The sequence below is a fragment of the Dolichospermum compactum NIES-806 genome (genome assembly GCF_002368115.1).
GTDB classification, from domain to species: Bacteria; Cyanobacteriota; Cyanobacteriia; order Cyanobacteriales; family Nostocaceae; genus Dolichospermum; species Dolichospermum compactum.
Window position 1 is genome coordinate 2104964 of sequence record NZ_AP018316.1, and the last position, 22420, is coordinate 2127383.

Annotated in this window: 25 protein-coding genes and 1 pseudogene; 11 read left to right on the top strand and 15 right to left on the bottom strand. The window is 37.7% G+C overall.

Annotated elements, in window-relative coordinates; translation table 11 throughout:
* Positions 1-65: 65 nt before the first annotated feature.
* The 4 genes from CA730_RS10090 to CA730_RS10105 form a co-directional block, all read right to left on the bottom strand.
* Positions 66-311, bottom strand: coding sequence for a helix-turn-helix domain-containing protein (locus CA730_RS10090; protein WP_096666940.1), 246 nt, complete (start codon positions 309-311; stop codon positions 66-68).
* A 152-nt stretch (positions 312-463) separates the two neighbouring features.
* Complete coding sequence (locus tag CA730_RS10095; RefSeq protein ID WP_096666942.1) at positions 464-1483, bottom strand: aldo/keto reductase; 1020 nt, start codon at positions 1481-1483, stop codon at positions 464-466.
* Between the two features lie 13 nt (positions 1484-1496).
* Positions 1497-1832, bottom strand: coding sequence for a cytochrome c6 PetJ (gene petJ / locus CA730_RS10100; RefSeq protein ID WP_096666944.1), 336 nt, complete (start codon positions 1830-1832; stop codon positions 1497-1499).
* Positions 1829-2053, bottom strand: coding sequence for a hypothetical protein (locus CA730_RS10105; RefSeq protein ID WP_096666946.1), 225 nt, complete (start codon positions 2051-2053; stop codon positions 1829-1831). The genes petJ and CA730_RS10105 overlap by 4 nt, the downstream gene beginning before the upstream one ends.
* A gap of 332 nt (positions 2054-2385) precedes the next feature.
* On the opposite strand from CA730_RS10105, the gene CA730_RS10110 reads away from it, so the two are divergent.
* Positions 2386-3168 carry a histidine kinase gene (locus CA730_RS10110; protein ID WP_096671432.1) on the top strand — a complete coding sequence of 261 codons (783 nt, stop codon included), beginning with the start codon at positions 2386-2388 and terminating at the stop codon, positions 3166-3168.
* A gap of 73 nt (positions 3169-3241) precedes the next feature.
* On the opposite strand, the gene CA730_RS10115 is transcribed toward CA730_RS10110, so the two are convergent.
* From CA730_RS10115 to CA730_RS10125, 3 genes are all read right to left on the bottom strand, one after another.
* Positions 3242-3433: a YqaE/Pmp3 family membrane protein gene (locus CA730_RS10115; protein ID WP_027402184.1), complete on the bottom strand. Its 192-nt coding sequence runs from the start codon at positions 3431-3433 to the stop codon at positions 3242-3244.
* A 31-nt stretch (positions 3434-3464) separates the two neighbouring features.
* Positions 3465-3833, bottom strand: a complete 369-nt coding sequence (locus CA730_RS10120) for a phage holin family protein (protein WP_039201081.1) — start codon at positions 3831-3833, stop codon at positions 3465-3467.
* 359 nt (positions 3834-4192) lie between these two features.
* Positions 4193-6352 (bottom strand): Tex family protein, encoded by a 2160-nt coding sequence (locus CA730_RS10125; protein WP_096666948.1) that lies wholly within the window; start codon positions 6350-6352, stop codon positions 4193-4195.
* Between the two features lie 220 nt (positions 6353-6572).
* Between CA730_RS10125 and CA730_RS10130 the strand changes: the two genes are divergently transcribed.
* Positions 6573-6785 (top strand): hypothetical protein, encoded by a 213-nt coding sequence (locus CA730_RS10130; protein WP_096666950.1) that lies wholly within the window; start codon positions 6573-6575, stop codon positions 6783-6785.
* Between the two features lie 490 nt (positions 6786-7275).
* Positions 7276-7422 (top strand): annotated as a pseudogene (locus CA730_RS10135) (AAA family ATPase); the annotation flags it as partial.
* Between the two features lie 193 nt (positions 7423-7615).
* On the opposite strand, the gene CA730_RS24295 reads toward CA730_RS10135, so the two are convergent.
* A complete protein-coding gene (locus tag CA730_RS24295) occupies positions 7616-7801 on the bottom strand; it encodes a hypothetical protein (RefSeq protein ID WP_157749950.1) in 186 nt (61 codons plus the stop codon).
* A gap of 122 nt (positions 7802-7923) precedes the next feature.
* A complete protein-coding gene (locus CA730_RS10145) occupies positions 7924-8967 on the bottom strand; it encodes a fascin domain-containing protein (protein WP_157749951.1) in 1044 nt (347 codons plus the stop codon).
* A gap of 1133 nt (positions 8968-10100) precedes the next feature.
* Here CA730_RS10145 and CA730_RS10150 point away from each other — a divergent pair.
* Both CA730_RS10150 and CA730_RS10155 read left to right on the top strand, forming a co-directional pair.
* Positions 10101-11573, top strand: a complete 1473-nt coding sequence (locus CA730_RS10150; protein ID WP_096666956.1) for a TldD/PmbA family protein — start codon at positions 10101-10103, stop codon at positions 11571-11573.
* A gap of 167 nt (positions 11574-11740) precedes the next feature.
* A complete protein-coding gene (locus CA730_RS10155; protein ID WP_096666958.1) occupies positions 11741-13081 on the top strand; it encodes a TldD/PmbA family protein in 1341 nt (446 codons plus the stop codon).
* A gap of 89 nt (positions 13082-13170) precedes the next feature.
* On the opposite strand, the gene CA730_RS10160 is transcribed toward CA730_RS10155, so the two are convergent.
* Both CA730_RS10160 and larC read right to left on the bottom strand, forming a co-directional pair.
* Positions 13171-14103 (bottom strand): lysylphosphatidylglycerol synthase domain-containing protein, encoded by a 933-nt coding sequence (locus tag CA730_RS10160; RefSeq protein WP_096666960.1) that lies wholly within the window; start codon positions 14101-14103, stop codon positions 13171-13173.
* Between the two features lie 54 nt (positions 14104-14157).
* Entirely contained in the window at positions 14158-15444 is a 1287-nt protein-coding gene (gene larC, locus CA730_RS10165) for a nickel pincer cofactor biosynthesis protein LarC (protein ID WP_096666962.1), read from the bottom strand.
* Positions 15445-15537: 93 nt separating this feature from the next.
* On the opposite strand from larC, the gene CA730_RS10170 reads away from it, so the two are divergent.
* Together CA730_RS10170 and CA730_RS10175 are read left to right on the top strand one after the other, a co-directional pair.
* Complete coding sequence (locus CA730_RS10170) at positions 15538-16197, top strand: L-threonylcarbamoyladenylate synthase (RefSeq protein ID WP_096671434.1); 660 nt, start codon at positions 15538-15540, stop codon at positions 16195-16197.
* Positions 16198-16604: 407 nt separating this feature from the next.
* A complete protein-coding gene (locus tag CA730_RS10175; protein WP_096666964.1) occupies positions 16605-17825 on the top strand; it encodes a HetZ-related protein in 1221 nt (406 codons plus the stop codon).
* A gap of 177 nt (positions 17826-18002) precedes the next feature.
* Here the strand turns inward: CA730_RS10175 and CA730_RS10180 are convergent, their stop codons facing one another.
* Positions 18003-18830, bottom strand: coding sequence for a DNA adenine methylase (locus tag CA730_RS10180; protein WP_096666966.1), 828 nt, complete (start codon positions 18828-18830; stop codon positions 18003-18005).
* A gap of 65 nt (positions 18831-18895) precedes the next feature.
* Here CA730_RS10180 and CA730_RS10185 point away from each other — a divergent pair, with 65 nt between their 5' ends.
* From CA730_RS10185 to CA730_RS10195, 3 genes are all read left to right on the top strand, one after another.
* A complete protein-coding gene (locus CA730_RS10185; protein ID WP_096666968.1) occupies positions 18896-19102 on the top strand; it encodes a DUF751 family protein in 207 nt (68 codons plus the stop codon).
* 406 nt (positions 19103-19508) lie between these two features.
* Positions 19509-19907 (top strand): 30S ribosome-binding factor RbfA, encoded by a 399-nt coding sequence (gene rbfA / locus CA730_RS10190; RefSeq protein WP_039201470.1) that lies wholly within the window; start codon positions 19509-19511, stop codon positions 19905-19907.
* A gap of 500 nt (positions 19908-20407) precedes the next feature.
* Positions 20408-20650, top strand: a complete 243-nt coding sequence (locus tag CA730_RS10195) for a DUF4327 family protein (RefSeq protein ID WP_015079328.1) — start codon at positions 20408-20410, stop codon at positions 20648-20650.
* Between the two features lie 333 nt (positions 20651-20983).
* Here the strand turns inward: CA730_RS10195 and CA730_RS24875 are convergent, their stop codons facing one another.
* Both CA730_RS24875 and petN read right to left on the bottom strand, forming a co-directional pair.
* Positions 20984-21145, bottom strand: a complete 162-nt coding sequence (locus CA730_RS24875) for a hypothetical protein (protein WP_096666970.1) — start codon at positions 21143-21145, stop codon at positions 20984-20986.
* 7 nt (positions 21146-21152) lie between these two features.
* The gene (petN, locus tag CA730_RS10205; protein ID WP_013189847.1) at positions 21153-21239 is read right to left on the bottom strand and encodes a cytochrome b6-f complex subunit PetN; all 87 of its coding nucleotides are present in this window, start codon (positions 21237-21239) and stop codon (positions 21153-21155) included.
* Between the two features lie 101 nt (positions 21240-21340).
* Here petN and CA730_RS10210 point away from each other — a divergent pair, with 101 nt between their 5' ends.
* Positions 21341-21781, top strand: coding sequence for a hypothetical protein (locus tag CA730_RS10210; protein WP_096666972.1), 441 nt, complete (start codon positions 21341-21343; stop codon positions 21779-21781).
* A 138-nt stretch (positions 21782-21919) separates the two neighbouring features.
* On the opposite strand, the gene CA730_RS10215 is transcribed toward CA730_RS10210, so the two are convergent.
* A complete protein-coding gene (locus CA730_RS10215) occupies positions 21920-22345 on the bottom strand; it encodes a DUF4363 domain-containing protein (RefSeq protein WP_096666974.1) in 426 nt (141 codons plus the stop codon).
* Positions 22346-22420: the final 75 nt, after the last annotated feature.

Consider the following 22420-nt stretch of genomic DNA (forward strand, 5'->3'; position numbering starts at 1 on the left):
CTTATATTGACCCAATAGCTGGGGATGCAATAGTAGCAATAATAGCTTGTTTTAGCCTCTCAATCTCATTTTCTGTCAACACTTAAAGATTCCTCTACAGCTTGCAAAAATTCACTCATTGTTACAGTTAAAGCGTTGGTGATATGACTCAGAACTCTTACAGATGGGCTTTTTAATCCTCGTTCTAGTTGGCTAATATAGGTTCTATGCAGACCTGTAATTTCTGCTAGATACTCTTGAGACCAACCTTTTTCTATACGACGACGTTGTATTTCTAGCCCTAAATTTTGGTCTAGTTTACTTGGTTGCATAGAAACAGGTTAAGGTATTGAATACAAAAGTTCTACAGACTAACGTATTCAATTACGCCAATGGTAGATTTCTCTGATAGTAGTGTTGGCAAAAAACAAAGTATTCCAAGCTTAACTGTAATTAGTGAGGCAGTTTTGTAATGACCACTACCCTACCTCCTATATTCATCTCCACAATCACCAATTAACTTATATAAATCTTTTGACTGCTGAGAAACTGCATCTATTTTCCCTATATCCTCAGCATCTAAATTGAAACTAAATACCCTAGCATTATCTGACAAATGTTCTGCAATTCCTAACCTTGCACCCACAATTACACCCCCAACTGCTGGCTGATTTAAAATGTAATTTACAGCCACATTAGCAATACTCACTTGATGTTTATCAGCGATTTGTTTTAGGGTAGCCAGTAACTCTTGAAATAATCTCCAATTACCCCAGTTAACAATCATTTGTTTGTATTTTCTCAAGCTGGTAGTATTGATTTCTAAGCTTTTTGGTTCTGGTTTACCTAAATATTTTTCTGATAATAAACCACCACAAACACTACCATAAGCAAACAATTTGATATCATTCTCTTGACAGAATTTCACCATATTTACTTGTGGTCTTCTGTCAACTAAGGAAAACTGGACTTGATTAGAAACAATCTTGATTCCTGCTTCTATAATAATTTGCAAATGTTCGGTATCAAAATTAGTTAAAGCTAAATGTTTTATCTTACCTTCAGTTTGCAATTCTGCCATATATTTAAGAGCATCTAAATAATTAGCATCTTGATAATCCCACCAATGGAACTGCATTAAATCTAATGATTTAACATCCATTCTTCTCAAAGAAATATCAATATTTTCCTCGACCAGTTTTTTTGTCATTTTCCCCGCACGAGGAACCCACTTGGTAAAAGCTTGAATATTATTTACCGCTTCTTCTCCCCGATTCGCTATTAATTGACGACGAAACTCACCAATAAAATCTTCTGCTGGTCCATAATGGTCTGCTAAATCCCAGGTTGTAAAACCAGCATCAACATATTGAAACATAGACTCAATGGCAGTTTTGGGGTTAATACGTCCATGTCCACCGGAAACTTGCCACATTCCATTTAAAATTCGGCAAATTTTCAAATCGGGAGTAAATTGTAAATAGCTTTCCTGAGGTAACATCATATTTTTTATATTGTTATTTCCAATCTTTTTCTGCTTGTTCCAAAACATAAGTCGCGACTTTTTTAATTTCCTCTGGTGTTAAACGATCTTTATAAGCTGACATATTATTTTTCCCATTAGTGACAATGGCTGTAATTGCTTCTAAAGAATCCATTTTATATCTTTTAAGTGCATTCTTTTTGAGGTTTTTACCACGTCTAATAATGTTTTCTCCATTAATATGACAACCGGCACAATGGAAACTAAAAATTTCCGCCCCATTCTTTGTCTCTAAAGCGTTAGCGGGTAAGGTGAAATTGATACTCCACAGAAAAAATGTGCATAATATCAATATTATTACTTTTTTCATAAAGCTTCAAAATCCGAGATGAAGCCGACAAACTTTGTACATTCTTCTTGAAAAGCTTCTGCTTCGCTGACATCTTCAATTTTATAGGACATGATGCGTTTCCCATCTGGCATTTTTTTAGAACCAATCAATTCAGCTTGGTAGTTTTCTACCATTTTTTTAAATTCAACACCGTACAGTTTCCAAGCTTCACCATCACAAGTGATATTTACTTGCCACATAATTTAAAATTTATTTATTTACCAATCTTGATTATTTCATAAATTGGTAACATTTAACTAAAAAATTTCTGGTGACTAAAAGTCGCGGCTATACAGACATAACCCACCTGCGTGGGTTAAAAACTTCTAATTGCTGAGTCTACGAAGGTAGACTTTGCTTGTGTAGCTGCGTACCCTTCGGGAAGCAAGCTACGCGTAGCGTGCTGGAAGCATCTTTCTAATCACCAAATACTACCTAAAGATAGATATGATTTTATTTCTTTAGAGGGTGTTCATCGCTAAACGATTTCGTCATAATGAATGCAAATATTGTAATGAGATTTGTATTCGATATGACCACGAATAAGAACCTTAAAGAACAAATTCAAATAGATTTACGTCAAGCTAAAGAAACAGGACAATTAAAAGCTGAACGCATTCGGGAAATTGTCAAATCTGCTGTTTCTCAAGTAGGTTCTGAGTTTCAAGAAGGTTCTCATGAACTACGTAATTTAGTTAATGATGCTGTGTCTACTGTCATTGATAATTTACAAGAAAAAGGTAGTGAAGTTAAAGAAGGAGTGGTAGCTTCAATTGAAGGAGCTATGGAAGCGATAAATCTGAAAAAACATTCAGATATTGTCAAAACTCAAGCCGAAATTAAGCAATTACAAGCTCAATTGGATAGGGAAGAAGAAGAACTACAAGCAGAAATTGAAGGAATTTTAACGAAGATAGTTGAAACAAGTCAAGATAAATCCGCAGACACAAAAATTGCCATTGATTCCGCTATTGATTCTATCAAAGATAGTGAAGAAGTGGGATTATTAAAGAAACGCTATGCACAATTACAAGCGCAATCAGCAATTATCAGAGCCAATTTATCGGCACGTTATAGTGGAAGTGATCAAGAAGTACAGGATTATTTAAATGAAGCAAAACAATGGTGTGATAAATCCCATCCTAAAGCCGAATCTATTACAGCACAAGTAAAAGAAAGTTACTCACTGCTAGAAAAAAAATTGACAGATGCAGGTGCAGTTATAGCGAAAAAAGAACGTCAATTAAAACAAACTTTGCGTGAATTACTTTTAGCAACGGCTGATTTATTCAAAGATAAAGATATTCGTGCTTAACAAGGATCGGTTCTATTTGATTTGACAGTTAGATCCCCGATTTCTCTAAGAAATCGGGGATCTTGTTGAATGCTTAATAAGTACCTTCCTCTCTATTAATATTTTCTTCATGCTTGACAATTACCCAAACTGCATGAATGCTACCAGGAAGCCAACCAAGCAGAGTCAGCAAAATGTTAATTAACAAAGTTGGACCAAATCCAACGGTGAGAAAAACCCCCAAGGGGGGTAGAAATAAACCGATAAGTATACGCAGTAAGTTCATGGATATTTCCTAGCTTTAAAGTTGGGTTGACTTATTGACTATCTTGTAATTCAAAGCCTTTTTCTGCGAAGTATTTACTGAGAAAGGTATTAGCTAAAGAAAGAACTACAGGACCGATAATAAAAGCAATTAATCCTTGAACTTGAAAACCTGGAACTAAAACTGATGCTAACCAAAAGCAGAGTCCATTAACAATTAGGGAAAATCCACCTAATGTGAGATATGTCAAAGGTAAAGACAAGATATTAATGGTTGGTTTAACTCCACTATTAATTAAACCAATCACAACAGCAGCAATTAAAGCTGCCGGAAAATTAGCAATATCTACACCGGGAACAACTAAATCAACAATCAGCAAACTTAAAGCTGTAGCGAGTGCGATGAAAAAATATGACAACATTTTTTACCTCAGTAACAGCAATATCAGTGCTAATTACTATTTTCAAAGATAGACTAATATTTCACATCTTTTCTGAGATATAATCTTGATCTATCTTAGGTTAGATTAAATAACAAATTTTCAGTAAGAGGATGTTTGAAAAGTTTTTAATGTATAAACAAACCCCTCTCCAAACCTCTCCCCGAAGCGGGGAGAGGCTTTGAAACCCCCCTTCCCAGCCTTCGGCACGCTGCGCTAACGTAGGGAAGGGGGGTAGGGGGTTAGGTTTTTGGAGATTATCAGTTTCATCTAATACTTTATGGCTAACGCCACGCTTCGCTATCAAACAACCTCTAACATAAAAAGTCAGGAAGAGGTAATTATTGTTTGATTCCTTTCATTGATAAACTTATGCGTTTGAGTTTTTCGTTGATTTCTAAAACCTGTATTTTAACGACTTGTCCAACTTTGACGATTTTTTTCGGATCATCTACAAATCTATCAGCAAGTTGGGAAATATGCACTAAACCATCTTGATGGACTCCAATATCGACGAAAGCACCGAAGTTAGCAACGTTGGTAATAATTCCTTCTAGTTGCATTCCTACAGTTAAATCTTTAATTTCTTTGATTCCTTCTTTAAAGGTAGCATATTTAAATTCAGCACGAGGATCTCTGCCTGGTTTTTCTAATTCGCTGAGAATGTCGCGCAGGGTTGGTTCTCCAATGGTGTCAGTAACGTATTTTTTGATGTTGGCTTCTTTGAGTTTTTCTGCAACTTGTGTAACTTGATTTAGGGATACTCCTAAATCAGCCGCGATAGATTGCACTAAGGAGTAACTTTCTGGATGAACTGCGGTATTATCTAAGGGATTTTCACCACCACGAATTCTTAAAAAACCTGCTGCTTGTTCAAAGGCTTTTGGTCCTAATTTGGCTACTTTCAAAAGTTGACGACGATTTTTAAATGCTCCATTTTGGTTACGATAGGCAATAATATTATTAGCTATGGTTGGGGTAATTCCTGAAACAAATGTCAGCAGTTCTTTAGAAGCAGTATTTAAATCTACACCCACATAGTTAACGCAACTTTCGACGGTTTCATCTAATTTCTTTTTTAGTAATTTTTGATCAACGTCATGTTGATATTGTCCGACACCAATTGATTTAGGATCTATTTTGACTAATTCTGCTAAAGGATCTTGTAATCTCCTCCCAATACTAATTGCACCTCGCACAGTAATATCTAAATCAGGAAATTCTTCTCTAGCTACGTCGCTGGCAGAATATATAGATGCACCAGATTCATTTACCATAACTTTAACTGGTTTATGGGCTATATTTGGTAATATTTCTGCAACAAATTCTTCTGTTTCTCGTGACGCTGTACCGTTACCAATAGCTATTAATTGAATTTGGTATTTTTCCAGGAGTTTTTTAATAGTTTGGGCGGCTTTTTGGCGTTGTTCTGCTGCTTGGTGAGGAAACACAGCTTGATATTCTAAAAATTGCCCTGTTTCATCTAATATGGCGACTTTACACCCGGTTCTAAAACCTGGATCTATAGCCATTGTCGGTTTCATTCCCGCTGGTGCTGATAACAGCAATTCTCGTAAATTTGTTTCAAAGGTTTTGATTGATTCTATGTCAGCGTATGTTTTTTTCTCGTTTGTTACTTCGCTAATTAAGGAAGTTTTTATCAAGCGGTTAAAACTATCTTTTAACATGACTTGATAAAATTCGCGCACGTTACGAACTTTAGTTTTTATTTCTTGGGATTCCAAATAACCCAAGACAAAATCTTCGTCGAAAGCTACTTCAAAACTTAATATCTTTTCATCTTCTCCTCGACATAAAGCTAACAGATTATGAGGGGCGATGTTTTTGACTTTAATTTGATAATTGCGGTACATTTCAAATTTGGTTGTCCCTTCGGGATGTTCGTCTTTAATCCGAGAAACAAACAGCCCATTTTCTAAAAGATATTCGCGGATATATGCGCGTAATTCTGCTTTATCTGCTACTTCTTCTGCTAAAATATCAGATGCACCTTTTAAAGCTTCATCTGCGCTTTTTACTCCTAAAGTTTCCGAAATATATTTTGCTGATTCTGCTTCTAAGGATGCAGAAATGCCATTTTTAACATTCAGGGATTTAATAAATGTTCCGAGCGCTTCTAGACCTTTTTCCCTAGCAATAGTAGCACGAGTTCGACGTTTGGGACGATAGGGTAAATATAAATCCTCTAGTTCGGTTTTTTGGAGACAGGATGTTATTTTTGCTTGTAGTTCTGGGGTAAGTTTATCTTGTTGAGCGATCGCACTCACAATTACTTTTTTTCTTTCTTCTAACTCCGTTAAGTAATTATGCCTATCTTGTAAATCCCGTAATTGGACTTCATCCATTTCATCTGTTCGTTCTTTACGATAACGCGCAATAAAGGGAATTGTTGCCCCTTCTGCTAAAAGTTCCAGCGCGTTTTGTACCTGCTGGGGTTTAAGTTGTAGTTCACTTGCGAGGAGTTGGGAAATGTTCAACATCGGGTATTTAAATTAAAAGTGTTAAATGAGTTCCAGCACGAATAGATAGTGTTAGTTCAATGTACTAAATAATGGCACTATTTGAAAATAGGCTATTCCATAGCTTGACAATGAATTTGTTGCCATTTTGCCTTACTTAAGTATATGATCAATAACGTTCCCGAAGATGATTCAAATCTACTGGTATTAACAGTAGCTCGTAGTTTAGAGATTAGTAAAAATGCCTTTATTTTTCTTGATGACATTAGTTACAGGTGTAATGACTGGCTATCTCTTCAAAAGAAATGATGATGAAATCACTAATATTGCAGGTGTTTTCACAGCCGTCATTTTTATTGTAAGTTTAGTGTTATCACCTTGGCAAATTCAGTTTGGTATGTTGATGTTTGTGGTTATTGTCAGTAACAAACTGCTGAATAAAAATTGGTTTTAAATCAATTTTTGCAATATTTAGAAACAAAATACAGTCAAGTCGGCAATTATCCACCCTCGATAAAATAATCATTGAGGAGAAGGAGGGTGTTGATAGTTGGATAAAAGATAGAATAGTCTCAAAGGTAAAAAAGGATCTTACTCCCTCACCATATCTTACAAATTTTAACCCTTTTTGGTATAACTAAGGTTTATCAAGCTTCCTCTTATTGCGCCTTTTTACTATGCTAACATCAAAAATGACGATATCAACCAGCAAGACTGACGCAGAATAAAGAAAATCTGGTTTATATTATAAGTATTAAGTAAATAAAATGCCGTTGCTGAATTGAGGTATGAAATTCCCAAATTGAATCTTTAAAACTCAAACCTCAGTGCGTCTTTGCTACGGCAGTCGCTCATGGGGGAAACCCCCAAGACCGCGCTGCCTCGCCTTTGCGTGAGACTAAAATTCATACCCTTAATCAGCAACGCCAATAAAATATATGTACGCACATCGAGATTCAGAAACAGGAGAAAGTAAACTTACCCTTTTAGAAGATATTGACAACTTCCCCAAATTATTTACATCTTATCCCTTGGGACAAATGACAACTGAAGGCGCAATTGAACGCAGCCTTTCTCATGGGGAATATTAAAATTTTCCTGGTGCTAGTAATCTAAATGAGTTCTGGCAAGTTATAGCGGTATGCACTTGCATGAGATACATCATAGCCCCCTCATCGCTTGCGGGGAGGGGGTTGGGGGTGGGCTTCTTGTATCTCACTCAATCGAGAACCGCTATATACATAATGGGGTTAATACTATTACTGAAGCTTCTAGCTGTAGAATTCAACGCCATGCTTTTCTGACAGAAAATTTGGCGATAGTTTGACAATATTGATGAAAAATCTCCCTTGCAGAAAAAGCGTTTAGTTGAATAAAATTGTAAGGGAAAATTGTAAGCGATCGCAATTCTTTTGTTTTTGAGAAAGCGATCGCTTCCTTATGGCTTTGGGTTAGATTCTCTTTGTCCACAAATAATTATCTGTACCGATTCCTAAAATTGTACCGTCTTGCAATACGGTGACACCAATCACAGAACCACTGTTAGGAACCTGAACCCATTTTTGGGAGAGAAGCTGTTCTGTGGAAATTTTCTACACCAGTTCAACTTCCCATTCGTTACCAACACCAGTACTCCAAGAGGTAACGCCTTGTTGGGAATCAGGACGATGCAGGTAATCACCCTTCCATGATTTCAATTTGATCTTGATACCTGCGATGGCTTCAACTGTCCACTCGTTACCAACACCAGTATGCCAGGTGGTAACACCTTGATCGGAATCAGGACGATGTAGATAATCACCTTTCCATGATTTTAGTTTGATCTTGTTATCAGCGATCACTTCAACCGTCCACTCATTGCCAACACCCGTATTCCAACTAGTAACCCCCTGGTCAGAATCAGGGCGATGTAGGTAATCACCTTTCCATGATTTCAATTTGATCTTGTTACCTGTGGATAGAAGTCCAGTTGGGTTAAATTCAGCCGTAGCAATTAACCCTTGTCCACTGATGTGAGTTTGGATAATCTGATTCAGTGAAGACTCTGGTTTTAAATCAGTGATGGAGTTACCACTATTGAAATAAAGGCTTTTTACTCCGGCAAATAGAGGGTGAGATTGATTGGGAGATAAATTACGTACAATCCCGTTGTATAATCCTGCGAACTTCAGACCAAATTCCCCTAAGAAAGTGTTCCAACGGTCGGCTTCCGCTTGTGATCCTCCCAAACCTGTGCCAGCAGCAAGATAAACTTTGCCACCGTTCTTAACGTATTGAATTAAGACTTGGTTATTTACAGGATTACCAGCGAGAAAAATGCCATCGTATTTAGAAAGAGTTGGTAAATCAATCGTGATATTTGTCCCTTTGCTCCAAGTATGACCAGCTTGGGTCAAAGTTTTCTCTAAAGAAGATTCAACTAAACCGAAGTGATTGGAAAGTGCATGAAATTTGCCTTTTCCTTCCCCAACAAAGTATTTAGCAACATTGATGGCGAATTTGTCTGCATCAGGTGACTGTTGGAAACCTGTATTATTTAGCGTACATTCGTCTGAATTAACGACAATCCTGCCTATGCTTGATATCAAACTCATAATTAAATAGGGCTTCTGCAATTTTTGTATTTCAAAACTCAAACTATTCCGAAATTAGCTATTTGTTAGGGATTTAACTTCAAATTAGACTATAATTCGTACTTTATTTGAGAATGTATAAAAATATAATCTAACTAAAAGCATCTTCTGTCTATAGTATTATTACTTATCAATACTTAGTTTTGTGTATAAAATTATATTCGCTTCTCTATCAATTTAGATTGATTGTCTTGAATGTGTTGGATAGAGAGAGGAGAATAAAAAGGGTGCGCTTAAAACATACACCCCAAAGGCGATAATCGTCAACAGATTTTGGATTTACGATTTTGGATTTTGGATTGACTCCAACAAACAAGTGTAGAGCTTGAGGATTTTAGATTGGCGAAAGCGTTGCGTACGCAGCGAGTATTTTTGATTAATTCCGCCCTGAAGGGGCGGGGCTTGTACCGAAAATTCCCAATCCAAAATCTAAAATCCAAAATCTAAAATTTTTCGGTCAAAAGGCATATTCAGTGGACAAATTACGAGGCGAAAACCTGCACTAATTTGTTTTATTTTTTCTGGAAAAAGCGATAAAATTAAGCCGCTTATTAAATTATTATATAAAAGTCAGTCAGCCGTTGATTCTCTTCGAGAACCGTTGGAATTGATTCTTGATTCTCATGTAGGCAAATCTTTTTTAGAATTGATTAGAGAAGAGAATTTAGAAAATATGGTTCATAGCCAACTAGTACCGCAGGGCGTTCGTCAAAAGTCAAAAGTCAAAACAAATATACAATGAGCTTTCCAGTAGTTTGTAATGGTCTATTTATTTCCGCCGACCTGTACTAGTTGATTTTCTTTGTGAATATGCGATCGCTCAATTATTGAAATCCTGGGGAATTGAACCTGCAATATCTATAGGTTATCGTACAGGAAATTATACAGCTTTAGTATTACCAGAAATTTTCACCTTAGAAGAAATAGTTTAAAATCTCAAGAACCACCACAACCTAACCCACCTACACGCCGGAGTAGTCGTGGAAAATAATGAGAGTATTAACTAAATTCATCTGCAAATGGCGGAAAACCCTACACCCTAACTGCCAACAACGACTTTCATAGATTTGTTAGACTGAACACACCAGGATTTTTTTCAGTTAAATCTCTGATAACGCCAGCAGACGAGGCACTTCATGCTTACAAATACCCTACTTCTCTCAAATCAACTTCCCAGTTTACAATATTTATCCACCACAGAACGCTTCGATGACACTTGGGAAGCCCCTCTGGCAACCCTTTTAGGACTGGGACGCGCTGCCGGAGCAGATTTTGTAGAATACTTCTTAGAACGCCGCAACTACATCAGTTGTTTAGCCGAGGAAGATACCATTACCAGCATTTCCCCCAGTTTAGCTACTGGTGCGGGAGTGCGGGTATTTCGCGGCAAAGCTGACTGCTACGTTAGCACCAATAACCTCACATTTGCTGGTTTAAAAGCTGCTTTAGAAAAAGCTCTTTCTATCTTAGGCTTACAACTACCCGGACCCACTGGTTTCATCCCTGAAATCAACCTAGAATTACTCAGAGACTACGCCACAAAACGCGGTAAAGACGGGTGGCTGCCCTTGTGCAGTTCTATCCGCGAAATGGGAGAAGTCCTCCTTGATGGTACAGCCCAACTTAACAAAAAAGCTACCCACGTCCAATCTCGCCGCGCTTCCTACTTCCGTGATTGGCAAGAAGTATTAGTTGCTGCCAGTGACGGTACATTTGCCCGTGATATCCGCCTTACCCAATCCGTTGGGTTTAACCTACTTTGTGCTGATGGCGCTAACCGTGCCTCCATTGGTGAACGGGCTGGTAACACCAGTGACGCTAACTTCCTGAGAACCTGGGATTATCAACAAGCCTCCGAACAAATCGCCGAATCAGCCGGTAAAATGCTTTATGCAGATTACGTGGAATCAGGAACTTACCCCATTATCATGGCCAATCATTTTGGCGGTGTAATTTTCCATGAAGCCTGTGGACACCTTTTAGAAACCACTCAAATTGAACACAAAACCACACCATTTGCCGATAAAAAAGGTGAGAAAATCGCCCATGAAAGCCTGACTGCTTGGGATGAAGGACGCACTGATAACGCCTTTGGGACTATTGATATGGACGATGAAGGAATGCCCGCCCAAAGAACATTATTAATTGAAAAAGGCATTCTCAAAAACTTCCTAGCTGATAGAACCGGTTCAGTGCGGACAGGACACCCCAGAACAGGCAGTGGCCGCCGTCAAAATTACACATTTGCTGCCGCTAGTCGGATGCGAAATACATATATTGATTGTGGTGAACACACAACAGAAGACCTATTTGCCTCCGTTGATAAAGGTATTTACTGTAAAAAAATGGGCGGCGGCAGTGTCGGCGCAACAGGTCAATTTAACTTTAGCGTTGATGAAGCTTATTTAATAGAAAATGGCAAAATTACCAAACCATTAAAAGGTGCTACCCTCATCGGAGAAGCCAAGGAAATCATGAATAAAATTTCCCTATGTTCTCAAGATTTAGAACTAGCTCCCGGCTTCTGTGGTTCAGTCAGCGGCAGCATTTACACCACAGTTGGACAACCCCATATTAAAGTTGATTCTATTACTGTTGGTGGTAGATAACTAAATTTTGGATTTTGGGTTGTGAGTATAAAGTATATATGTCTCACGCAGAGACGCAGAGGCGCGGAGAGTGACATGAGTTCATGCCTTAATAATAATACAAATAATCACATCCAAGATCCGATTTTGAAACTTCACTTTTTTTAATTTCAAATCTAAATTTGATTATGCCGAAAATCCAAGAAATCGCAACCTACGCTCAAGAAAATGCTGCTAAACTGGGCATTAAAAAGTTTGATATTTACGGCTCAACTGTAGATGATACCAGTGTTCAAGTTGACCAAGGTGAACCTAAACAAGTTAAAGCTTCCAATCGTTCTGGGGTAACAGTTCGGGTTTGGAATGAAGAAAATACAATGGGTGTTACCAGCACCACAGATGTAGATGCTAAAGGATTAGAATTAGCCTTGAAAACTGCTTACGAAGCCAGCTTTTTTGGTGTGAAAGAAAATGTTCCTGATTTTAGTCCAGAAGCTACTATTCCTATCCCTAATAAACATCAAGAAAAAGCATTGCAATCACCTGTTTCTGAACTGATAGAAAAGCTATTAGTAGCAGAAAAAGAATTACTAGCAACCCATCCTGCTATTACAAGTGTGCCTTATAATGGGTTAGCACAAAGGGATATTGACAGATTTTATCTCAATAGTGATGGTGCTGTGAGAACTGAATCTCATTCCTTAGCTTCTATTTATTTGTACAGCAAAACTGAAGAAGAAGGTAAGAAACCCCGCAGTGGTAGTGCTTATCGAGTTAAGGAAAGTGTAGCTGATTTAGATATTGCTGGTTGTATCAAAGAAACTGCCCAGAAAACTATCAGTCATTTGCATTATGAAAAAATCAAAACTGGTAAATATCAAGTAGTTTTCTCTCCTGAAGCTTTTTTAAGTTTATTGGGGGCTTTTTCTAATTTATTTAACGCCCAAAGTATTCTTGATAATCAAAGTTTATCGAAAACTGATGATATTGGTAAAGAACTAGCTTCACCTTTACTTTCAGTTTATGATGATGCTTTACACCCTGCTAATATTGGTGCAGAAAGTTTTGATGGTGAGGGTACTCCTACCCGGCAGATTAAGTTAATAGAAAAGGGTATTTTAACCAGCTTTCTGCATAGTGCGGGAACTGCTAAACGGTTAAATGCTCAACCTACAGGTAATGCGAGTATTGGCGCAAAAGTTAGCGTTAGTCCTAATTTTTATCATGTTTTTGCCGCCGGAACTCCTGAACAGGAATTGAATTTGGAAACTGCGGAAAATGTGATTTTAATTGATGACTTACAAGCTCTCCATGCGGGTGTTAAGGCTTTACAAGGTTCTTTTTCTTTGCCTTTTGATGGTTGGTTAGTCAACAAAGGTGAGAAAACCAGTATTGAGTCTGCAACGGTAGCTGGGGATTTCTTGGAACTTTTGAAATCAATTATTTATGTCGAGAAAGAGGTGGAATTAACACCAGCAGGAGTTGCTCCCAGGGTTTGGGTGAGTGAACTTTCTATTACTGGAGATTAATATCTTTTTCACTCTGTGCGTCTGCGGTTTGAAGATATTTTATCGAACCACAGAGGCACAGAGGACACAGAGGACAAGGAGAAAGGTTGTTAAGAAGGAATTTTCTTATGGTTAATTCTTTGATGTAAGGAAGCTATGGCTGCTCCTGTGGTTTCTGCTAAGATACTAATGAGACGATAAAGTGCGATCGCACTAATCACCAAAGCCGCCGGAAAATGATATTGTAACAGTAACATGGCTGTGGTTTCAAATATGCCTAAACCACCAGGCGCACCAGGAACAACTAACCCTAATACCCAAGCACAACTAAAAGCCCCCACTAATAAGGGTATTTGCGCCCAAGTTAAAGAAGTTAACGCCATTATAGTTAATATAAATCCAGCAGCCCGCAACCCTAAAAAAACTAATTCTCCTAATAATAGTTTCACCGGATAGCGGTTAATTATAAAAATATCAATTAGCTGATTTTCTCCAGCAGATTTTTTATTTTTCCAACGATCTAAAAGTTGCATAACTGGGTTTAAAAATCGGGGATGAAGTATACATAAGACAATTATTAAAGCTAAAAATTGGAGAATAATTAAATTATAATTCAGATTATTAACAATAAGTTGACTGCCAAATAAAACAATAATAATTAAAGCTGCTGCTAACATTAATAGTGGTTCTAATAAAACACTTAAAGTAGCAATATTCGTAGGAATATTAGCATTTTTAGCCGCTATAATTCGCCCATAATAATGCCAAACATTCCCAGGTAAATATTTAGCAATATTCGTTTTTAAATAAACTTGGATAAACTCAATAGCAGATACAGATTGATTTAACTCCCTGAGTACCCAAGTCCAAATCCAACCTGCCCAAATATGAGCCAATAAAGTTACACTTGTAGCAGTTACTAATATTAACCATCCGGTAATATTAATCCGAATAGCACTAACTTCTAACCAATTATCTTTTAATGCTTTCAGCAGAAAAAACAGCGTACCACCCAAAATCAAACAACGAATAATTTTCTTCATTTTAAAAGGATTTAGATCCCCGACTTCTTAGAGAAGTCGGGGATCTTGTTTTTGTTAATTTTGATTTTGTAAATACCAACTTTGTAATGCCAATTGATGAATTTCTCGCCAAGGAATATTATGTTGTCGTGCTAATTCTGCACAATCTTCATATTCTGGCTGCACATTAGTAATTACCTTTTCCGTAGCTGTTCCTGTCCATGCCACTTTTACCGATATTGTCCCATAAATAGTGTCTACATTTTGCATTTCCCGTTGTAAAGTTGAACGATTTTGAGTAGTACGACGAATGCCTAAAGTGCTAGTTTCTCGAAATAATATATTTTCACAACTAGCTAACTTTTCAGGATGACAAATTACAGTTAATAAAATTCCGGTACGCGACTTTTTCATTCCTATCGGTTGGGTAAAAACATCCAGCGCACCAGCAGCAAATAAAGCCTCAAATATATAACCGAATACTTGAGGATTTAAATCATCTATTTGACTTTCTAGGACAGTAATCGTTTCTAAATTTGGGGAATATTCCGCTAAATTAGAGTTATCAGTCTGTAAAGATTCATTTTCGCCGTACCAGAGCCGTAGTATATTAGGAATGGGTAAATCTAGAGAACCCGCCCCTAATCCTACCTGTTTGATAGTCATTGGTGGCGGTGAACCAAAATCTTGTACTAACGTAGTAGCGATCGCCGCCCCCGTTGGTGTTACCAATTCTCTGTCAATACCATTGCTATAAACTGGACAACCTCGCATTTCCCACAACTTTAACACCGCTGGTACTGGTACAGCCATTCTTCCATGTGCCGCATGAACAGTGCCACCTCCAGTTGGAAATCCAGAACAGTATAGCAAAGGCAACCCCTGGCGATCGCTATCAATACCCAACCAATCCAACCCTAAACAAGTACCAACAATATCCACAATCGCATCCACAGCACCCACTTCATGAAAATGAACTTTTTCCGGTGCGATGCCATGAACAGCCCCCTCTGCCACTGCCAATCGGCGGAAAACAGCTAAACTCCAAGCTTCCGCCCGCACTGGCAAACTCCCCTTAACAATCATCTCCTCTATTTCTGGCAAATGACGGGTGTGGTGGTGATCATGTTCATTGTGAGAATGATGATGGTGATGATGAGAAACCAAATCCACATCAACCTTAGTCGCTTGTTGACCTTGACGGTGAACCAATTCCGCCCGCAATCGGTATTCTTTCTCAATTCCCAAGCCATTAAGTTGTTCTATCAAATACTCGACAGGCACACCCAGACTAACCAATGCTCCCAAACACATATCACCAGAAACCCCTGTTGGACATTGAAGATAAGCAATTTTATTCATAAATTTATTTGTTAATTGTTAGTTGTCAGTTGTCAGGAACAAGAAAACCATTACCCATTACCAATCACCCATTACCAATCACCAATAATCATTATGGCCAAAATATTCACCATTCATCCTGATAATCCTCAAAGCCGCCGAATAGAGGAAATAAAGTTAGCGCTATTAGGTGGCGCTATCATGCTCTACCCTACAGATACAGTTTATGCAATTGGTTGTGACTTGAATGCCAAGTCGGCGGTGGAAAGAGTGCGGCAAATCAAACAGTTAGCAAATGATAAACCACTGACATTTTTATGTCCCTCACTCTCCAATGTGGCGACTTATGCCTTCGTAAGTGATACAGCCTACCGACTAATGAAGCGGTTAATACCAGGACCCTACACATTTTTGCTCCCTGCTACCAAATTAGTACCGCGACTAGTACAAAATCCCAAACGCAAAACCACAGGAATTCGAGTGCCAAATCATAACGTTTGCTTGGCACTAATGGAAGCGTTAGGAAACCCAATTATTTCTACTTCAGCTCATGTTAGAGCAAATGATGAAGACCAGGAAATAGTTGGAAACGGAAAACAGCCAATGTTGTCACGGGTAGATTTATATGACCATTTGGATAAATTGGTAGATATCATTATCGACACTGCCGAAGAACCTACATATCAAGTGTCTACCATTTTAGATTTGACCGATGAAGAACCAGTTATTATTCGGAGAGGTTTGGGTTGGGAAGCTGTAGCTACTTGGGTTTAAGAATAAAGCTTTACAAGTGCAACCCCTTGTTTTGGACTCCGTTGCGCTAATTATTATGATCACCTGACTCCAATTTTGAAATTGTCATCCTCCCAGGCACTCTCATCCCAGTCATGAAATTATGGCTACGCCACACAGGCTATCGGCCAATCTTAGCATGACTAAGGTTTTGGCAATTTGTCCTCAGAGTGAATATCTATTATGCCATCTTTGATTTAGTTGCTAAAAATAAAGCGACACAATTAACAAGCCCTTAACTTTGGAAATTTCCTACAGTGTTTACATATCAGGAGTCTAGTTGGCGAGGTTTGAGGCATAAATCCCCAAAGATTTTTACTCCTGAGACTGGCCTTAAATACTGTATATGCGTTTGAGTTAAGGTGCAATACCAATTTTATAGAAAAGTCATGAAAGCTAACATCGCCAATCTGCCTAATTCTACATCTGCTTTTGATAGCTATATTTCTCTTGAAGAATTGTCTGTTCCTACCAGCGATACATTAGTACAACTTTTATCCCATGAAATGCAATCTCAAGTTAAATCCGCCACTTCAGGTGTACAAGATGTTGTTGGACGCATAGCCAAAGAAGTAGAACGGATATGTGATAAAAGCTCCCGCATTCAAAACTCAGGACAAATTCAGTCTTGGCAAATTACATTAGGAAGACATCGGTTACAAAAGTGCTTGCGTTACTACCAACTTGGTTCTAAACAAGGACGTGTGGAATTACATAGCAGTTTGGGCGCAATTGTTTATCGTCACGTTACTATTGCCGGCTCAGATTTAGGATTTGAGGCTCGTTACAATCTGATTGAAGATTTTTTACAAGCTTTTTATATTGAAGCTATTAAAGCGTTCCGTCGAGAAACCGAATTACCCGAAGATTACACCCCCCGTACTCAGCTACTTGTAGCTGAGTATATGGCGTTTACAGAACAATATGCCAAACGCCGGATTAATTTACCTGGGGGCGCTAATCAACAGTTAATTGTTCTACGCGCTCAAGGTTTTGCCCGTCGTCAACCCCAAGAAACTACTGTAGATATTGAAATGGCAGTGGATTCTGCGAAAACCGAAGAAGCAGAATCGTATCAACGCAATGTAGCCGTGCAGCAAATTCGCTCACAAATGATTGCTAAACCTGGTTTTGACCCTTCGGAAGAATCGGAACGCAATCGCGTGATTACCGAATTGATGAAATATCTGGAGTCTCAAGGACAATCTGACTGTATGAATTACTTGACTCTCAAACTCCAGGATCTTTCTGCACCGGAAATTGACCAAATTCTCGGTTTAACCAGTCGTCAACGCGATTATTTACAACAGAGATTTAAATATCATGTTGAGAAGTTTGCCAAACAGCACCAATGGCAATTAGTTCATCAATGGTTAGGCGCTGGTTTAGAACATAAGTTAGGTTTATCTTCCCAGCAATGGGATATTTTTTGGCATCAACTCACACCACAGCAACAGCAAATTTTTGACCTAAAAACTGCTTGTCAAAGTGATCAACTTATTTCTAAAGCTGTTCAATGTACTCCTAAACAACTGCAAAAACGCTGGACACAAATGTTAGAATTAGCATGGTCTATTCGTAACGGTCATGCTGAATCTAAAAATAATTAAATCCAATCCAGCTTTGTTGGGTTGACGCAAGGAAACCCAACATTTTCATGGAAATGTTAGATTTTACAATGTTGGTATTCACTCGTTTTATTCAACTTACAATTTTATTATCGGAAGTAACAAACTAGCTGTTTATGATTTGATTTCATTTATTGCTTGGGCTAACAATAATAATCTCTAATAAGAAGTTACTAATATTTCAGTGATTTTCCCTCGCTTTTGGGCATTAGAATTAATTGACCTTGCTGCTGATATGGTGTGAATATTAAAATCACCATAAAGGTCACGAATCAATGGACAATCAGAATTAGATAACATAACTTTTACACCTTTATCAGCTAATTTAATAAAAATATCTCTGAGTTTTATTTGTTGATTCTCGTCAAAACAAAAATTACTATAAGCTGTAAAATTGCTAGTTTTATTTAGAGGATAATAGGGAGGATCAAAATAAACAAAGTCATTATTACCCGTTGCATAATTTAACACTTCTGCAAAATTTGCTTGTTTGATTTCTACTTTCTTGAGTGTCAAGGATGCAACTCGCAAAACTTCTTCTTGACAAATACCCGGATTTTTATATTTTCCCACAGGGACATTAAATTTTCCTTGAGAATTAACCCGGTACAGCCCATTAAAACAGGTTTTATTCAAATAAATAAACCGAGCCGCTTTTTCTAAATTTGTCCCATTATGATAATTTCTAACATCATAGTAATACTCTGAATTATGCCTTTGCTGATGTGCTTGCAGTAAAGTTATTAATTCTTCAAAATTGTCTCTAACGCACCGATAAGTAAGAACTAAATCTGCATTAATATCAGTTAAAACTGCATGAGATGGTTGCAAATGGAAAAAAACTGCTCCACCCCCTAAAAATGGTTCATAGTAAGTCTGGTAATGCTGGGGAAAATAGTCTTTATATTGCGAAATCAATCTAGTTTTACCCCCAGCCCACTTTAAAAATGGTCGTGGGTAAGTTTGTTTAGGGATTTGACTTACCATCTACTTACGATTAAACTAAAAACTAACTAATCAATAAAGTCTATAATAAGGCGGTCTAAATTCAAATGTTTGATGGATTTTGGGATAACGTCTTTCGCTACCCTCGGTATTTAGTTAGTATCGTCTTGGGTATTTTTCTAAACACCCTTGAGCCGCTGTTTCCATTATTAAAACGTCCTGTGACGCTGATTGCTATTTTAGGCTTGTTCACGGGTGGTCTTTTTTTCGTAACGCTTACCGTGCGGGCTATGCTGGGATTGAATCCAATGTAAACCAAAAGCTAGAAAAACGTGAGTTCGGTGTTAGGAGTTCGGAGTTTCTCCTTCGGAGACGCTACGCGAACGGTGTTATGATTTTTTCAACGAGAGAATAAGGGTTTGAGACTCCTACTTGGGGTGAGTTTTCCACAAATTATCGTTATGTCGAACTCACGTTAAAAAAGGGTTGAGTTTAGAGACTTCCAAATAAAAAAATATCCCAAAATTTGTTGTGGTGCAGGCATCTTGCCTCCTAATCATACAAGGACGGGCAGGATGGCCATCCCACAAGATTGGATCATTTTTTTTGTGGAGTTCTCTTATTGGGCTGTTGCTGTTGATTTTATGGCATCAAGCACCGTCCACTTTTATTTGCGTTTAGAATCATGTTATTAAACCTCTGTGAGAAGGCGGAATTTATATGGCTACAAATCGCCGCGTTTCCCGCGTTGCTGAATTAATTAAACGGGAAGTTAGCCAAATGCTACTCAACGGTATTAAGGATGACCGTGTGGGTACGGGAATGGTCAGTGTTACCGATGTGGATGTTTCTGGGGATCTACAACACGCTACCATCTTTGTGAGTATTTATGGAACGGAGGAAGCAAAAACGGAAACAATGGCTGGTTTAAAGTCAGCTACAGGTTACGTTCGCAGTGAATTGGGAGCTAGAGTCAGATTAAGACGGACTCCAGAAGTGATCTTTGTGGAAGATCGTTCTATAGAACGAGGTACTAAGGTGCTGAGTTTATTAAACCAACTGGAGCAACAACGAGCATCAGCAAGTGTGGATGAGGTGGTAGAAGAGATGGCGGAATGATTGATGTAAAGTTGACCAAAATATAAATAAATCTGGAACTTGTTGCTAGTTAAAGCACTCTAGGTGGGGATAATAGGCAATGCCTTGATTCCCTATTTTTAGAGAGTTATGGGTATTGCCAATCTTGTGTCTTAGGATAGAGGTAAAAAATCATAGACTTATATATGCTAATAAAGTTAACGCTAAAGCAAATCTAGTATAATTTTAATAATTTTAATACAAGTTAATGTTAAAAATGTAAATATCTAGGTTTGATTAGTAAACTTAACTGCTGTTATCTTAGGAATATGAAGTTCAAATACCATGAATGTCATGCTTTGTTGACAAACTTAACATTTCTTTAGATAATTTGGAGGTGTATAGCGTCAAAATGATAATAGTTCCGTATAGCAAACTACAAAACCCTGGACACAGGTTTAATTATTGCCATGTTTGTTCCTCGTGCATAACGGGAACGCTATCTAAATGTATTTTTGATGTAATTTTGTGAGAAAAAAACCATGAGTGTTAATACGGTGCCTTCTATCAATTACAATTACTACTCTCTGAATGTTATTCAGGACGAAGCACGCCGACTGGTGGAGAGGGGAATGGTTGGTCGTCAACAACCAATATATACACTTTGCCAGTTTATACCGGCTAGAGAGTGGGTTTGTGTAGAATGTGAATTAGAGAAATGTGATTTTTTACTGCGCGATCGCATCGGTGATTTAATCGGACGCGAAGAGTGGGATAACGACTAATAATTTTGTTTTTTTAATAAACTAAACTACTGTTATTTTTGATTGTACTTGTTTGTAGTTTCTGGCTATAGACAGGTATATTTTTTTCTATATTTCTTGAATTTTATTTCACGCAGAGACGCAGAGAAATAATGATATAAAGTTGGGTAAGATATTCGGTAAAACTGCGATCGCTTATTTTGGTTGATCACGCCGAAACCCATTGTCTATCTACATTCTCATAGATAAATTCCCTTGTATATAAGTATAATTTATGTAGGGATAGAAATAGTTATTATCCCTACATAAACACTGTTTAACGCAGAACACAGCTATACATAAGCTGTACGAGCATCATTTTCGCTTGCTAGTGCTCCGTCTGGCTTCGCGGGTTTCGTCTTCGAGACGACGGCGATCGCGCCAATCTGATAATGTTAGATAAACAACACCACCAGTAACTCCTACTAGCAGCACTACGCCACATAAGGCTAAAATACCCAAAAATGGACTTTCCACGATGCCTCTATAGTCCGTTGCGTCCCCAAACTACCATAGAAATAGACCATGTAAACACAACTAACAGCGATACCCAACCCAGTGTCAAAATCATAGTTCTACTTTTCAAATAATTACAAAAGGTCTCTAATATTTATCATACTGGGAAAATGCGGTTGATTCATTAACTATATTGATAGGAGGTTTGGCAATATCATGGAACTCATGGCAGAACGGTTAGAATCCCTAAAAGCGGGAGTAATTGGCAGTATATCTTTAGGTTTAGCTTTCCTTAGTACCAGCTTTATTAATGTTTTATGGCTGGATAAGTATTTTCCCTTGGTTAGTTATGATAAAATTGATATAGTAAATTTACAGATGTTATTAAATGGTGTCATAGCCGGGTTTTCTGGGTTTCTATTTGGTGTCACCTATCGTTATATTATCCGTGTAGATGCCAATCCTCACCTCAAAACCGGTGGAGTTTGGGCTTTTGGTTTAGTGAGGGGATTAACTCAAATAGAAGTTGGTTGGCATCTAAATAATCCGGTTTTGCCTTTTTTAATCTTAGCAGGAGAAAGTATATTGTGGTTTTCTCTGGCTGCTTTTGCTCTGGATACTGCTATTTTATGGAAATGGTTGAAACCTTTTTCATGAATTGTCAGAATCAGGATATCCAAGATGGCAGGATCAGTAACCCAGCACTAAAGGGACTTGGCTTGCAAGAATGAACAAGATGAAACCGGATTATATTTAAATTTTGTCCAATTCAAAATTATTGGATTTGAGATTTTATTAAGACTTGGAAATAGTATTAATAGTTTTTTCTAATGACTTTAAGGATGCTAATAACTTGTCTTTTTGAGGTTTAGCAGCTTTGAGTTCTCCTGAGATTTCATCCATACTTTTTTCTACAGCTTCATAGTTATCACGAGATTTAGCTTTGATGCCATCTTCTACTTCTTTCCAAGCATCTTCAAACTTATCAAATTCTTTTTTAGATTGGACAAAATTGCCAGATGTAACTGCGATTTTTGTTTTGGAGACTACAGCGAGTAAACCTGCATTACTTACTGTGGATTTTTGTCTTGGGACTTTTTTTGTAGAATTGGAAGTTGCTGCTGGGGTAGTTTCGGTAGCAGATTGTTCGGGCTTGTTACAACCTACTAAAGCCAGTAAGCTGATACTTGCAATAATTAACATTGGTTTGAAATTCTTCATTGTCAACTCCTAATGGATATTTTGATTTGTACCGTTAATATTTCCTATGATAAAACAGCAAATGTCAAGAACTTG

What these genes read in the sequence shown, in the direction of transcription:
- CA730_RS10090 (WP_096666940.1), bottom strand. Translation starts at nt 311, where the DNA reads ATGCAACCAAGTAAACTAGACCAAAATTTAGGGCTAGAAATACAACGT.
- CA730_RS10095 (WP_096666942.1), bottom strand. Translation starts at nt 1,483, where the DNA reads ATGATGTTACCTCAGGAAAGCTATTTACAATTTACTCCCGATTTGAAA.
- petJ (WP_096666944.1), bottom strand. Translation starts at nt 1,832, where the DNA reads ATGAAAAAAGTAATAATATTGATATTATGCACATTTTTTCTGTGGAGT.
- CA730_RS10105 (WP_096666946.1), bottom strand. Translation starts at nt 2,053, where the DNA reads ATGTGGCAAGTAAATATCACTTGTGATGGTGAAGCTTGGAAACTGTAC.
- CA730_RS10110 (WP_096671432.1), top strand. Translation starts at nt 2,386, where the DNA reads ATGACCACGAATAAGAACCTTAAAGAACAAATTCAAATAGATTTACGT.
- CA730_RS10115 (WP_027402184.1), bottom strand. Translation starts at nt 3,433, where the DNA reads ATGAACTTACTGCGTATACTTATCGGTTTATTTCTACCCCCCTTGGGG.
- CA730_RS10120 (WP_039201081.1), bottom strand. Translation starts at nt 3,833, where the DNA reads ATGTTGTCATATTTTTTCATCGCACTCGCTACAGCTTTAAGTTTGCTG.
- CA730_RS10125 (WP_096666948.1), bottom strand. Translation starts at nt 6,352, where the DNA reads ATGTTGAACATTTCCCAACTCCTCGCAAGTGAACTACAACTTAAACCC.
- CA730_RS10130 (WP_096666950.1), top strand. Translation starts at nt 6,573, where the DNA reads ATGCCTTTATTTTTCTTGATGACATTAGTTACAGGTGTAATGACTGGC.
- CA730_RS10150 (WP_096666956.1), top strand. Translation starts at nt 10,101, where the DNA reads ATGCTTACAAATACCCTACTTCTCTCAAATCAACTTCCCAGTTTACAA.
- CA730_RS10155 (WP_096666958.1), top strand. Translation starts at nt 11,741, where the DNA reads ATGCCGAAAATCCAAGAAATCGCAACCTACGCTCAAGAAAATGCTGCT.
- CA730_RS10160 (WP_096666960.1), bottom strand. Translation starts at nt 14,103, where the DNA reads ATGAAGAAAATTATTCGTTGTTTGATTTTGGGTGGTACGCTGTTTTTT.
- larC (WP_096666962.1), bottom strand. Translation starts at nt 15,444, where the DNA reads ATGAATAAAATTGCTTATCTTCAATGTCCAACAGGGGTTTCTGGTGAT.
- CA730_RS10170 (WP_096671434.1), top strand. Translation starts at nt 15,538, where the DNA reads ATGGCCAAAATATTCACCATTCATCCTGATAATCCTCAAAGCCGCCGA.
- CA730_RS10175 (WP_096666964.1), top strand. Translation starts at nt 16,605, where the DNA reads ATGAAAGCTAACATCGCCAATCTGCCTAATTCTACATCTGCTTTTGAT.
- CA730_RS10180 (WP_096666966.1), bottom strand. Translation starts at nt 18,830, where the DNA reads ATGGTAAGTCAAATCCCTAAACAAACTTACCCACGACCATTTTTAAAG.
- CA730_RS10185 (WP_096666968.1), top strand. Translation starts at nt 18,896, where the DNA reads ATGTTTGATGGATTTTGGGATAACGTCTTTCGCTACCCTCGGTATTTA.
- rbfA (WP_039201470.1), top strand. Translation starts at nt 19,509, where the DNA reads ATGGCTACAAATCGCCGCGTTTCCCGCGTTGCTGAATTAATTAAACGG.
- CA730_RS10195 (WP_015079328.1), top strand. Translation starts at nt 20,408, where the DNA reads ATGAGTGTTAATACGGTGCCTTCTATCAATTACAATTACTACTCTCTG.
- petN (WP_013189847.1), bottom strand. Translation starts at nt 21,239, where the DNA reads ATGATTTTGACACTGGGTTGGGTATCGCTGTTAGTTGTGTTTACATGG.
- CA730_RS10210 (WP_096666972.1), top strand. Translation starts at nt 21,341, where the DNA reads ATGGAACTCATGGCAGAACGGTTAGAATCCCTAAAAGCGGGAGTAATT.
- CA730_RS10215 (WP_096666974.1), bottom strand. Translation starts at nt 22,345, where the DNA reads ATGAAGAATTTCAAACCAATGTTAATTATTGCAAGTATCAGCTTACTG.